General features: G+C 40.7%; 14 protein-coding genes and 1 other annotated feature. Of the genes, 1 reads left to right on the top strand and 13 read right to left on the bottom strand.

What is annotated here, in order from left to right; translation table 11 throughout:
* Positions 1-14: 14 nt before the first annotated feature.
* From LM917_RS17720 to metG, 3 genes are all read right to left on the bottom strand, one after another.
* Positions 15-1058 (bottom strand): resuscitation-promoting factor, encoded by a 1044-nt coding sequence (locus tag LM917_RS17720; RefSeq protein ID WP_232699006.1) that lies wholly within the window; start codon positions 1056-1058, stop codon positions 15-17.
* A 599-nt stretch (positions 1059-1657) separates the two neighbouring features.
* A complete protein-coding gene (locus LM917_RS17715) occupies positions 1658-2422 on the bottom strand; it encodes a TatD family hydrolase (RefSeq protein WP_232699005.1) in 765 nt (254 codons plus the stop codon).
* A gap of 110 nt (positions 2423-2532) precedes the next feature.
* Positions 2533-4563 carry a methionine--tRNA ligase gene (gene metG / locus LM917_RS17710; RefSeq protein ID WP_232699004.1) on the bottom strand — a complete coding sequence of 677 codons (2031 nt, stop codon included), beginning with the start codon at positions 4561-4563 and terminating at the stop codon, positions 2533-2535.
* A gap of 108 nt (positions 4564-4671) precedes the next feature.
* Positions 4672-4914 (bottom strand) — a binding site (T-box leader).
* A 465-nt stretch (positions 4915-5379) separates the two neighbouring features.
* Between metG and LM917_RS17705 the strand changes: the two genes are divergently transcribed.
* On the top strand, positions 5380-5643 hold the full coding sequence (locus LM917_RS17705) for an AbrB/MazE/SpoVT family DNA-binding domain-containing protein (protein ID WP_232699003.1): 264 nt from the start codon (positions 5380-5382) through the stop codon (positions 5641-5643).
* 138 nt (positions 5644-5781) lie between these two features.
* On the opposite strand, the gene rsmI is transcribed toward LM917_RS17705, so the two are convergent.
* The 10 genes from rsmI to LM917_RS17655 form a co-directional block, all read right to left on the bottom strand.
* Positions 5782-6660, bottom strand: coding sequence for a 16S rRNA (cytidine(1402)-2'-O)-methyltransferase (rsmI, locus tag LM917_RS17700; protein WP_232699002.1), 879 nt, complete (start codon positions 6658-6660; stop codon positions 5782-5784).
* Between the two features lie 17 nt (positions 6661-6677).
* A complete protein-coding gene (locus LM917_RS17695; RefSeq protein WP_232699001.1) occupies positions 6678-6992 on the bottom strand; it encodes a GIY-YIG nuclease family protein in 315 nt (104 codons plus the stop codon).
* Positions 6967-7731 (bottom strand): tRNA1(Val) (adenine(37)-N6)-methyltransferase, encoded by a 765-nt coding sequence (locus LM917_RS17690; RefSeq protein WP_232699000.1) that lies wholly within the window; start codon positions 7729-7731, stop codon positions 6967-6969. The genes LM917_RS17695 and LM917_RS17690 overlap by 26 nt, the downstream gene beginning before the upstream one ends.
* Positions 7732-7825: 94 nt before the next feature.
* Positions 7826-8206: a DNA replication initiation control protein YabA gene (gene yabA, locus LM917_RS17685; protein ID WP_232698998.1), complete on the bottom strand. Its 381-nt coding sequence runs from the start codon at positions 8204-8206 to the stop codon at positions 7826-7828.
* A gap of 25 nt (positions 8207-8231) precedes the next feature.
* Complete coding sequence (locus tag LM917_RS17680) at positions 8232-9047, bottom strand: PSP1 domain-containing protein (protein ID WP_232698997.1); 816 nt, start codon at positions 9045-9047, stop codon at positions 8232-8234.
* Between the two features lie 3 nt (positions 9048-9050).
* A complete protein-coding gene (gene holB, locus LM917_RS17675; protein WP_232698996.1) occupies positions 9051-10034 on the bottom strand; it encodes a DNA polymerase III subunit delta' in 984 nt (327 codons plus the stop codon).
* Positions 10035-10047: 13 nt separating this feature from the next.
* Entirely contained in the window at positions 10048-10488 is a 441-nt protein-coding gene (locus tag LM917_RS17670; protein WP_232698995.1) for a YaaR family protein, read from the bottom strand.
* A 45-nt stretch (positions 10489-10533) separates the two neighbouring features.
* Positions 10534-10863 (bottom strand): cyclic di-AMP receptor DarA, encoded by a 330-nt coding sequence (gene darA / locus LM917_RS17665; protein WP_232698993.1) that lies wholly within the window; start codon positions 10861-10863, stop codon positions 10534-10536.
* A gap of 378 nt (positions 10864-11241) precedes the next feature.
* Entirely contained in the window at positions 11242-11874 is a 633-nt protein-coding gene (gene tmk, locus LM917_RS17660; RefSeq protein ID WP_232698991.1) for a dTMP kinase, read from the bottom strand.
* Positions 11874-13373 (bottom strand): aminotransferase class I/II-fold pyridoxal phosphate-dependent enzyme, encoded by a 1500-nt coding sequence (locus tag LM917_RS17655; RefSeq protein WP_232698990.1) that lies wholly within the window; start codon positions 13371-13373, stop codon positions 11874-11876. Before LM917_RS17655 ends, tmk begins: the two co-directional genes overlap by 1 nt.
* Between the last annotated feature and the right edge of the window lie 150 nt (positions 13374-13523).

Below are 13523 nucleotides of genomic sequence, written 5' to 3'. Positions count from 1 at the left end.
TTTTGTTTATTATATTATGGTAATTTGGGCCCAATCACATGGACTGTTCTGCCTTTCTTTCGCCCGAATTTGACGGCTTCAGAATCGCTTTCCAAAAATACGTCCATTTTATTACCTTTGATCGCCCCACCTGTATCTTCTGCTCTACGATAGCCAATGCCCTCGATGTATACCCACCAGCCAAGTGGAACTACTTTCGGGTCAACAGCAACTGTTCTTCCAACCGTAGCTTTTACACCTGTGGCCGTCTTTCCATAACCGCCACCTGCGTTAGCTGTATAGGCTGAAAGCTCTACATTAGTCAAGACGCGTTTTGCGCGAATATCTTTACCGCCACGTGAAGCAAGAGTAGCTGCAACTACTTCCTGCTTCTTCGTTCCAACAGCCAGAACGCGATCTTGCTTTTCTTTTACAACTTCAGTCTTCACTAATTCACGAGAGGTCTCTTTTCCATCCTCTGTGGTCACCTTGTAATGCAATACTGCACTTCCAGCTTGACCTTTTTTCAATTCACGAATCTCGCCTTTTTTCAGGCTCGGGTCATTTTTACGCACTTCTCGAAACACTACTTCTTTATTTTCCTGCACTACTTTTTCTTCAACACTAATAACAGAAATTTCCGTATCTTTTGTCAGTTTAGAATCTAACGCAGGTGTTACCTTGTCATTCCCATCTGTTTTTATCCCTGCATCTTGTAAAACACCCGCAACATCTCTGTTGGTTGTCTGTACATGCTGTTTCTTCCCAGCTATTACTACAGGTATTTGCCAGCTCTTCAGTAACTCAACGGTCATATTCTCATCAACAGCAGCAGTCAAGTCCGGCCTGACTACATCTTTATCAATTATGCTTAGCTCTTTTTCTTGTAACAATTGTTCAACCGTTTTCGCTTTGGTCATGATGACCTCTGATTGTCCATCAACGATCAGAGTTACTTGTTTTGGCTGGATAGATAGGTTAAAGAAGTAGATACCCACTGATAACAACACACCTGCTGCAATAACTAAGATGGTGTAAAGCAGCTTCCTGTGCGGTACCCAGATATTACCTAATCCCATTCCCCACACTCCTTTGGTTAAGCCTGAGAAGGATATTATTACACTTTATACCTTTTGTCAAATTCTCCTCCTTTTCCTCTTTTATTTTTGTGTCCCACCTTTTTATCATGATTACTAGTCTCATAGGCAGTACAAGCTGTTTTATACCTTACCAAAAATCCAACCAAGAAAAATAGCAATTTTGTGTCGAGGGTCTCTGTCGATTCTTCGTTTTCGTTCGACAAAAGGTAATATTGGATTATTTTTCATGGGAAAGGACACTATGACAACATCCTATTCGCGCATGTCATTTACTAGAACGAATTATGAAAAAATCAGTTCAAATTTCCTGGTAACACTCTGTTTTCACTCCTTGTAAATTGCTACTAAATAAACAATTGCTTATATATGGATAAAGTGGCGTTTGGATGGCATAATTGGTAATAAACTTTTATAATAATAAATTTACTTTTTCATATATATTAAAAATTTACTTATACTAATCTTTCATTACCTAAACTTGTTTCTTCCTATATATAGGTTGATTTTTAAAAGGTTTCAAGCGAAAAGACCAGGATAGATTTTCCTGGTCTTTTTTCATTTATCTTTGTTTTTGTTTTTTAAATATTAAACAAACGACGTGCATTTTCATTGGTTATTTTTGACATTTCTTCAAATGATAATCCATGGATATTTGCCATTTCTTCTGCAACATATTTTACATATCCAGACTCATTTCGTTTTCCTCTAAATGGATGTGGAGTTAAATATGGGCAATCTGTTTCAATTAACAGCCTATCTAATGGAATTTTGGCTGCAACTTCTTTTGGCCTCTTCGCATTTTTAAAGGTAAGTGGTCCCCCGAATGAGATATAGAAGTTCATTCCAAGTGCTATTTCCGCCATTTCATAACTGCCGGAATAACAGTGCATAATTCCTCCTACCTCTTCCGCTTTTTCTTCTTTAAGGATCGTGATGATATCCTGATGCGCATCCCGATCATGTATGATAATCGGCATGTTTACTTTTCGTGCCAATCGAATCTGTTTACGAAATACTTCTGCTTGTACATCACGTGGGGACGTATCCCAGTAATAATCAAGTCCCATTTCGCCAAGACCAACTACTTTTGGGTGTTTACTTAACTCTTCTAGCCAATCCAAATCTTCCTCTTTCATAGAGATGGCATCTTGAGGATGCCATCCAACCACGGCATAAATAAAATCGTATTTCTCAGCAAGCTCTATGCAAGTCGGAATGGTCTCTCTGTTAAAACCTATATTTACAATAGTAGAAACTCCATTTTCTTTGGCTCGCATAATAACCTGATCACGGTCTTCATCGAACTGCTCCGCATTCAAATGAGCATGTGTGTCGAATAACATGGTAGATCGCTCCTCCTTACTTGTTAATCTGTGGACATTTTATCCACCCAAAAAAAAGAGAGGGAGGGATTCCATTACGGCTCCCGCATCTCTATATTCCTACCCGTTTCTTACTTTACAATTGCTCCATTTGGAATGTCTCCATCTACAGTGGAAACTTTCAGTTGGTCGCCTATAGATGCTGACAAAATCATACCTTGGGAAACTTCACCACGAAGTTTGACAGGCTTCAAGTTAGTTACCACGATTACTTTTTTGCCAATCAGTTCTTCAGGCTTATAGTACTTAGCAATACCAGATACAACCTGGCGCTCTTCATCACCCAAATCTAATTGGAACAAGAGTAATTTATCTGCGTTAGGGTGTTGTTTACATTCTTTTACCTCAGCCACGCGTAATTCAATCTTTCCAAAATCATCAATGCCGATCAGGTTGCTTTCAGCGGCTTTTTCTTCTTGTTTTGTCACTTCTTTCTTTTCTTCTGTCACTTGTTTGCCTTCCTTCCAAGCCTCTTGTTGCTTTTTATTTTCTTCTGCTTTCTTACGTGCTTCCGCTGTGCTAGCATCAATATATTTCAGTTCTTGTTCTACATCTAGACGAGGGAAGAGAAGTTCGCCACCACGGTTTACTTTTACACCTACAGGTAGTTTGCCCCACTCACCAGCAGTTTCCCAGTCTTTGCAGCCTTCCTTCTCAGCAATTCCTAGTTGAACCCAGATTTTCTCAGGAGTTTTGGTCATAAACGGCTGAAGCATAATAGAAATGATGCGAATGCTTTCCGCCAGGTTATACATAACGGTGCCTAGACGTCCTTTGTTCTCCTCTGATTTAGCAAGTGCCCACGGTTGTGTTTCATCAATATACTTATTCGTTCTGCTTACCAAATCCCAAAGATTCGTCAAAGCATTACTAAAACGCATTTTGTCTAAATGCTCTTCAACTTTGCCCTTGGTTTCTGTAGCAAGAGTAATTAATTGGTCATCGAACTCTCCTGGAGTGTTTGGTGTTGGAATAACACCATCGAAATATTTCTCAATCATGGCAATCGTACGGCTCACCAGGTTACCCAAGTCATTAGCCAGATCATAATTGAGGCGTTGAATAAAGCTTTCTGGTGTGAAGACGCCATCCTGTCCAAAAGCCACTTCACGTAGCAAGAAGTAACGAACTCCATCTGCACTATAACGATCGATCAGGAATTTTGGATCGATCACATTTCCTTTGGATTTAGACATTTTACCATCTGGCATTAATAGCCAACCGTGTCCGAATACTTGCTTCGGCAATGGCAAATCAAGTGCTAGCAATAGAATCGGCCAATAAATCGTATGGAAACGTAAAATATCTTTACCTACCAAGTGCACATTAGCAGGCCAGTATTGTTTGAACTTATCATCTTGATCCGTTCCATATCCAAGCGCCGTAATATAGTTAGCTAGGGCATCAATCCATACATAGATAACGTGTTCTGGATCAGATGGTACTTTTACACCCCAGTCAAATGTACTGCGGGATACACTTAGGTCTTGTAAACCCGGCTTCAGGAAGTTATTAATCATCTCATTACGGCGAGATTCCGGTTGGATAAAATCAGGATTAGCTTCGATATGAGCTAACAATTGATCTTGGTATTTGGACATACGGAAGAAATAGTTTTTCTCTTTTACTAACTCCACTGGACGGCCACAGTCAGGACATAAGTAGCCTTTATCTGTTTTTGCTTGCGTTTCTGTCCAGAAGGATTCACAAGGTACGCAATAGTATCCTTCATATTCCCCTAAATAAATATCTTCTTGATCAAGAAGCTGTTGGAAAATCTTTTGAACAATTACCTTGTGTCGATCTTCCGTGGTACGGATAAAATCATTATTAGAAATATCTAACTTAACCCATAAATCCTTAATCCAATCCACTACTGGATTAATAAACTCTAACGGCTGTTTTCCTTCTGTTGCAGCACGTTCCTGTAATTTCTGACCATGCTCGTCAGTTCCAGTCAGATAATATACATCATAACCGCGTAATCTTTTGTAGCGTGCCATCGCATCAGCAGAAATCGTTGTGTAAGCATTTCCAATATGCAGCGTGTTACTTGGATAATAGATCGGTGTCGTAATGTAGAATGTTGGTTTTTTACTCATATTGCTCTTCCTCCTTCTATATAGTAAATCCCGACATGTGCCGAAATTCTTGGATCGTTTAGGTCGTAGCGGTGGCTGTGTGCATAAAAAAAAAAGACTTCACCCCATTGTTGGGGCGAGTCTTTACTCGCGGTACCACCCAAATGCTCCATTCCCTCACAGAAATGGACTCGATAAGTAGCCTAGCTACTTTCCTGTAACGAAGGATTACGTCGCCCTTATCCACCTCATTAAGGTGGTTCAGGGTCGAAACTCCAGGACCATTTTCAGCAATTCGACTTAGCTGGCTTTCACCTGACCCAGCTCTCTTTATAAGCTTCCTATGCTTACTATTCCCTTCAACGTTCACATATAAAAATATAATGCTATTGTATACTAAATTATCCGTTCATAAACCTAATGTCAAGGGATAGGTAAGCATATTTTTTAACGTTACTCATACCGGTTTGTGTCCCTTTTTAATTTCGACATATGTCGAATATACAGATATTATTCGACATATTTCTTTTTTACCATAAAATCAGGACTTTATTCACATCTATTAACTTCCAATTCATTTAATCAATAATTTTTTATCACATCAAAATTTTATCTAGATATACTCTACAAATATAAGAAAAATTACGTAATTTAAGCAAAAAATGTTACTATAGTGAACATTACCTTCTATAAGTTCTAAAAATTGTAAATCTAGTATTGACACCTTTGGTAATGACTGGTATTATAACCAGTAGAATAATGGCGATTAATGAGTAAATTGAGTAAAAAGTAGGATGTTATTTTATACATGTAAAAATCTTGAGAGGGGAATATTAGATGAAATCAACTGGTATTGTTAGAAAAGTAGATGAATTAGGACGCGTAGTTATTCCAATTGAACTAAGAAGAACGTTAGGAATTGCTGAAAAGGATGCACTGGAAATCTTTGTTGATGGGGAACGCATCATCCTAAAAAAATATGAGCCTGCATGTATTTTCACTGGTAATGCTGATGACCTTGTTTATTTCAAAGGAAAAATGATCAGCAAATCTTGTATTAAAGAAATGGCTGCTATGCTGTCAGATTCTGATTCAAAATAATTAATCGCTTATAAATATAGGCTATTGCCCATTTCGGCAATAGCCTTTTTCTGTGAAAAACATCTCTACGTTTTTCATAAAATTGGATGTGACCACTTGCGGTCCAACAAAATGGTCATGACCGTTTTGTTTTTTCTTTTACTGATGATACTGATTATAGACATCACGTCTGGAAAGTCGGCGATCTTCGGCCGTTTTTTTGCATGCTTCTTTCACTGAATAACCCTCATTGATGTAGTGATCTACATGCTGATTCAAATCCAACTCATTCCACCATACTTCCTCGTGCGCTGGTTCAACATCAGCAGGATTTCGTCCTTCTACAATGATGCAAAACTCTCCACGAATTTCGCCCTCTTCTAGCCATTGGATCAGTTCGGAGAAAGTCCCGCGTGAAAATTCTTCGTATCTCTTTGTTAATTCTCTTGCTAATACAGCTTGGCGATCTCCCCACGTCTCAAGCATTGCAGTTAGGGTTTTGGTTATCCGATGAGGAGCCTCATAAAAAAGCAATGTTTCTTGATAAGTTGCTAATCTATCCAGCTCCAGTTTACGAGGTTTTTTATCTCTTGGTAAAAATCCGCAAAACATAAATCGTTCGGTTGGTAAACCGGAAGCAATTAATCCCGTTAGTGCCGCGTTTGCTCCTGGAATGGGGATGATACGGTGCCCAGCTTCAATGGCATCTCTCACCAAATCAGCTCCTGGATCAGAGATGGCTGGAAGTCCTGCATCACTTACAAGTGCAATGGATTTGCCTTCCCCTAAAATAGATAATAATTCACTTCCACTTGCTAGCTTATTATGTTCATGATAACTCACTGTCTTCTTCTCAATTTCAAAATGAGTTAATAGCTTTCTCGTCTGTCTCGTATCCTCGCAAGCGATTAAATCTACCTCACGCAATGTACGCAAGGAACGGACGGTGATATCCTCCAGATTGCCAATCGGAGTAGCAACCAAGTAAAGGATACCCTCTCCTTCTGTTATGGATGAAAAGCTTTTTTGTATATTCATCGCTCAATTCTAGCTCCTTACCCGTCATTTCTGCTTTTTATGGCAGTCCCGTATATGGCAGATCGTTCTGCAACAATCAGCTTCTCCTTTTGCGGGCGTTTTAATCGTTTGATCTGCTCTTCCCGCTTCAGTCCCCAGGATCGATCTATTCCTTCTTCCCAGTAGACGAGATAAACAGGACATCTGGCCCGGGTATATTTTGCACCTTTTCCCTCATTATGCTGTTTAAGACGCCTATGAATTTCTGTCGTATACCCTGTATACAACGTGTCGTCGCTACATTGCAGAACATAGACATAATGACTTTTATGAGAGGGAATTTTGGTTTCCATAATAGACTTCATACAGTTCTTCACAATATTCTTCCCCTTGTTTATACACGATAAGCGGTGGTGAAATACGCAGTTCCGGTTTCCCCCCACGTACGCCCTCAATAAGCACCATGTTAGGTTCTGCATCTACTCGTGGATAAACCAGCCTCATTCGTTTTGGTTCGATGCCATATTGGCGCATGTAAGCAGTAATGTCAATCAATCTGGTAGCGCGATGTACCAGTGTCAGCTTGCCACCAACTTTTAACATTTTACTGCTCACCCGAATGACATCCTCTAAATTAAGATGAATCTCATGCCGAGCAATTGCTCTATGGTCATTTTCGCTCACTTTACCCGTGATGGGTGGCATGTATGGCGGATTGCAGGTGATAAGGTCATATTCACTTGCACCTAATTTCTCTATTGCTTCCTTTACATCACCATGATGCATCGTAATGCGCTCTTCCAGGTTGTTTATTTGTACATTTCTCTCTGCCATATGATACAGGCGTTCCTGAATCTCGATCCCTTCGATTTTGGCAAAAGGTGTTCTAGTGCTAAGAAGGAGAGGAATTACCCCATTACCTGTACAGAAATCAAGAATTTTTCCCCGCTTCGGCACAGTAGCAAACCGACCGAGCAATACCGCATCCATGGAGAAGCAAAAGACTTCATGGCTTTGAATTATTTTTATTTCATGTGTGAGCAAGTCATCTATTCTTTCCGAATCATATAAAACGACCTTTTTATCTTCCATTAAGAGCCCTCTCTTGCTGGTACAACCACATAGATGCACCATAATAACTAGGAAAAAGCGACCTGTCCGTTCCAAGACATCCAGGTCGCTTTACTTATTTTTGTCCCCCGCTTAAGAAAGATAAGCAAAAGAGACAATCACCTTCTTTTCTTATACTACCGTAGTGAACATTACATATATGAAACCCTTCTGCATAAAGCCTTGCCAGATTATCATATCCTTCGCCCACTACCACTTTTTTAGCAGATACACCTCGTTTGACGTTGGAGACAGGCACTTGCTTTTTAGAGGCAGTCTTCCTAAGAGGCTTATCTTGAAGAAATCTGGAACGAAGATGTTCGTTTTCAATCATAAGCTGCCCGTTTTCTTCCAATAGCTTATCAACGACATCTTTTAAGCTGCCAATTTCTTGATATAGTTCTCCTACTCGTTCTTCCATGCTCGCGATTTTAGCGAAGATATCTTGTTTCTCCAACTTCATCACCTCTCGCTACCTATGCTCATCCAATCTCCGGCTTGCTTGCGACAATCTCTTCAAAAGGAAATTCCATCACTCTTCCCGCTTCCAGCAGATCAATTTGAGCTACTCTTCCAAGGATGTTCAGACTAACAACACGTCCATCTCCCATTGGAGTTTTCACCCAAGAGCTTAGTTCAGGGATTTCCTCCTTCGACGTTTCATAGTTGTCATTTTCGTATTTTAAACAACACATGAGACGTCCGCATAATCCGGAAATCTTTGCTGGATTTAGAGAAAGGTTCTGGTCTTTGGCCATTTTGATAGAAACAGGCTCAAAATCTCCCAGGAATGTGGAGCAACAAAGCATACGTCCGCACGGGCCAATCCCACCAAGCATCTTGGCTTCATCACGAACACCAATTTGCCGTAGTTCAATACGCGTACGGAAAACTGCTGCTAAATCTTTTACCAGTTCACGGAAGTCTACTCTTCCATCCGCTGTAAAATAGAAAATGACTTTGTTTCGATCAAATGTATACTCAACATCAACCAGTTTCATATCCAATTGATGCTCCCTGATTTTGGTTTGACAGACCTGAAATGCATGTTTAGCAGCCACTCTGTTTTCTTCTACCTGAGTAGCATCTGTCTCATCCGCGATACGGATTACTTTCTTCAAGGGTAGGACAACGTCTGATTCTCCTACTGATTTTTGGCCAATTACAACCTTGCCATATTCCACTCCGCGAGCCGTTTCCACAATAACGTGGCTATCCTTTTCTATCTCTAGCTCATCCGGATCGAAATAATATATTTTACCCGCTTTTTTAAAGCGGATACCTACCACCTCATACAAAATTTATCCCTCCTGGATATGAAGAACAAGCCGCTCCAATGCTAATTGGGGGTTCGCATTACGCTCTAACCGATTTCTTGTCTCCATGGCTACGTCGATCCCTTTCAAAATATGAGCTTGCGTCCATTGAAAGGTCTGCTCCTGTAATGCATTCTGTTGGTCCTTGTTGACAATATGAGCGTGTCGCCCAATCTGATGATAGAGGATGTCTCGTAGCCAAAGGATGAGCAAATCCAGAAAGAGAGGAAGTTCTTCTTTTACTCTATCGTTACGTTGCAATTGATCATGTATAGTAAACAATGCTTGTGATCCTTGTTGTCTCAATTCCTTTCCCAATTGTATCACCATAGCTCGAAGCTGTGCAAACCATTCTGATTGGCTTAGAAGACGTGCTTCTTCCAAATTTGTAGTTATTTGGGAAGCTACCTGTGCCACTCCTGATGGAATACCTTCCTTGATCAATAAACTGGTAATAAATTCAGCGGATAAAGGAGAAAAAACAAGTGTCTGACATCTTGATAGTATAGTAGGTAGAATAGCATGTCCATTTTCAGACAACAACATAGCTAACACACCCGGAGGCGGTTCCTCCAAAAATTTGAGTAAGCTATTTGCCGCTTGTATGGTCATTTTATCAACATGTTCAAGAATATATACTTTATGGTTGGACTCCACAGCACGCATTTTCATCTCTTTTTGTAGAGCACGCACCTGGTCAATCTTTACAGATGCCCCATCTGGAGCAATATGATAAACATCGGGATGATTTCCGGAAGCAATGCGTTGGCAGTTTATGCATGTCCCACAAGCGTCCATGGGGTCGTCCAAGCAAAAGATTGATTTAGCAAGATGCATTGCCACATCTTTCTTCCCTACCCCTCTTCCACCTGTAAACAAATAAGCATGCGCCAACCGATCATGTGCCAGGCTGTTTGCCAGAATTTCTGTTACTCGTTGTTGTTTTTTAGCTAGTTCATTCCAACTCATCTAACTTCCACACCTAAAAATATAAATTTATTAGCATTCCTCTAATTTCCCCAATACGGGCAAGCATATCAATTAAAGGTGCTTCTTCACTTAATAACTCATCCGCTAACGCTAACAGCTCAGCGTCAATTTCCTTCACAATCTTATGCACGCGGCTTCTGCCCCGACGATTCAACACCTTACGTTCATCAAGGGTGACACCATGTCTTACCGCTTCTTCCATGAATCGCTTAATTAAGGTTCGATAAGCATAATAGTCACGAACATTGCGGGAACGAGCCAAGATTTCCCCTTGGGCATCAATCTCCTTAAGAAGAGTTTGCAGCCTTTCATTACTAAGCCTCTCTCCCTCTCCTTTGACCATATCCCTGAAATTGGTCTTTTCAACCGGTGCGCCTCTTCGTTGTTCCGTTCCTTTTATTAATGCCGGTCTAAGCCCGTTTTCAATCTTCATTCTTACCCACTCCCGCCTAAAACCATTATCCTTCTCTATCTTAACTCAAAAGGAATGAAAGTGCTCAACATCCATTACAAAAACGGCTGCTCCTCCGACTTGAACTTCAAGTGGATAGGATAAAAATGAATCTACACCGCTACCCAAAGGTGAAACAGGTGTCACCATCTGTTTGCGGGATTGGCAATTTTTCTCGATGATTGTGATCAACTCAGGTACACGTTCATTATCAGTACCTACAAGAAAAGTGGTATTTCCAGCGCGAAGAAAACTCCCCGTACTAGCTAATTTCGTAGCACGAAACCCTTTTTTGACCAGCGCTTGTGATAAGCGCCCACTATCTTTATCCTGCACAACAGCGATGACCATTTTCATAGCGATTCATCCTTTCTGCTTCGCAAATCTGATGCCAAGCTCGCTTCCTTATTCTAGTGTTAATCCATATTTACCCTGTCTAAACATATATAATCTTTTGCTTGCTACTTTTATTGGCTATTATTCGCCTAACCCTATCTACTTTCCTTTACCACTCATCCCTTGTTACCTGGTTTTTCATTAATAATTGGATTTGAGATGATCGAAAAATCTAACTTTTCCTCATGTTTATGCCTATTCCCATATTATGTGAAAACCTGTGATTGGTGTTTGTTATGGCGTTTCATACATTATACAGCATGATTCAACTTTTTTTTATTGTAACATATGCTATTTATACAAAAAGAAGAAGCGCACGAGTTACGCTCCTTCTTTCTCTTAAAACTTACCCGTTTGTACTAAACTGGATATAATCTGCTCCAATACATTTTCTAATGATTGATTGGCGTCTATCCGCAGTATTCTCTCTGGATATTGTTCCACTACTTGCTCATAACCAGCTCGTACCTGCTCATGAAACTTCATCCCCTCTAAATCCAGACGGTTAATCTCTCGTTCATCATTAGAATGAATACGTGCCAAGCCTACCTTTGGATCAACATCAAGATAAAGCGTTACATCAGGTAAACAGTCCTGAATAGCAAACATATTAATAGAAAGAACTTGTTCGATTCCCAATCCGCGTGCATATCCTTGATAAGCTAGGCTACTGTCTACAAATCGATCACATAACACGATTTTTCCCTCTTCCAGTGCAGGAAGTACTTTTTCTACCAAATGTTGTCTGCGCGCTGCTGCATATAATAAAGCTTCCGTGCGGCCATCCATTTTCACATGTGCAGTATCAAGAATGATATGCCTGATTTTCTCAGCGATTTCTACACCGCCCGGTTCTCTGGTTACTAAGACCTCATGTCCCATTTCAACAAGCTTTTCTTCAAGAAGTGTGATGACTGAGGATTTACCTGCCCCTTCTCCACCTTCCAATGTTAGAAATAATCCGCGTTTCACTATTTACCTCCGTACCTTTCGTGCTCGGTCTGTACAACTCGTAGCGTCTTCATCTGTCCATCTGCTACTCCTTGGAACCTTGCATTTTTATCTCGTAATTCCTGTAATAAACGTATCACTTGCGTATCAATTTCTTCTCCTGGTGTAAGCAAAGGGATACCAGGCGGATAAGGAATAACCATTTCTACACAAATCCTGCCCGTTGCCTCCTCAAGTGGTACTGTTTCTGCTCTTGCATCAATTGCCTCATGCATGGAAAATACTTTTTTTCTTAGGAAACTTGACGATACCATTCCTGATTCAAAGGTAGTGGTAGCGACCTGTTTAATCTGTAAATGAATCTGTTCCATGCACTTGATTAGTCGTTCGATATCTTCTTCTGTTGTGCCTGAGGAGCTGATAAGAAGCACATGATGTAAATCTGCCAGCTCTGGATATATTCCTGCCTCTTCAAGTCTAGCTTGTAAATCATATCCTGAAAGTAACGAAGTGCGTAATGTCAGCACCAGTTTTAAAGGATCGCTTGTCTGATATACCTGATTAGGCTGTTTTTGAACGACGTGTAGCCAAGGAATTTTCTTCAGCTCTTCCCTTGCATAATCAGTCAGCGCAACCGCTCTGGTCCATTCCTTTGAACCTTCCATCACCATATGGCGTCTTGCTAAATCTAGAGAAGCCATTAATGGATACGATGGGCTTGAGGATTGCAGCATGGCTAAATAGTGGTACAAGCGTTGCCTATTAATCCGTTCCCCTTGTATGTGCAGCATGGAGCACATTGTAAAAGCGGTTCCCATTTTATGCGTAGATTGGATCGCTACATCAACTCCACACTGCATCGCAGATGGCGGTAGTGAGCGATGAAAACCATAATGAGCACCATGCGCCTCATCGATCAGAAGAGGAATATTATGACGATGGACGACTGTCGCCATTTTTTCCAGATCAATACCCATTCCATAATAAGTTGGATTGGTAAGAAATACAGCTTTTGCGTCAGGATGTTCTATCAAAAGCCGCTCAACATCTTCACGCCTTACTCCTGCAGCCAAGCCTGTTTCCGGATCAACCGCAGGGATAACATAAATAGGTTCCGCCTGTGCTAACACCATTCCATGGTAAACCGATTTATGGCAATTGCGTTGTACAATTATTTTATCACCCGGTCTACATACGGTTAGAATCGTAGCCAGATTCCCTACTGTCGTTCCTCCAATCAGGAATTTTGTCTCTTCCGCATCGAATGCGGCTGCAGCTAGTTCCTGAGCCTGTGCTATAACTCCTTCAGGCTGATGTAAATCATCTAGTCCCGTAATTTCAGTCATGTCGATCGACAAGTAATTATGAAAAAAAGCTTTTGACTCCTGATCAAAGCTCTGCCCCATTTTATGACCGGGAACATGAAATGAATGTGGTTTGGATGCAGTATGCCGTTTCAGCGCTTCATAAAGGGGCGCAGTTCGCTGTTTTTCTTCCCACTTTTGTTCATTGTGACCCAAACATTCTCACGCCCTTTGCTCTCATGTATCCTAATTGTAACACGGTTAACACGGTTCATGAGAAAAGCTTCTATTGAAAAGGGCTTAAAAAATAACTGTTTTCTTCCTACTATAGTGGAGAAAACCAGCTTCTCTTTTCACCCTTCGCAA

It is taken from the genome of Brevibacillus daliensis, from assembly GCF_021245735.1.
Lineage (GTDB): Bacteria > Bacillota > Bacilli > Brevibacillales > Brevibacillaceae > Brevibacillus_B > Brevibacillus_B daliensis.
The sequence above is the reverse complement of the archived record's forward strand: the minus strand, read 5'-3'. Positions and strand labels throughout refer to the sequence as shown.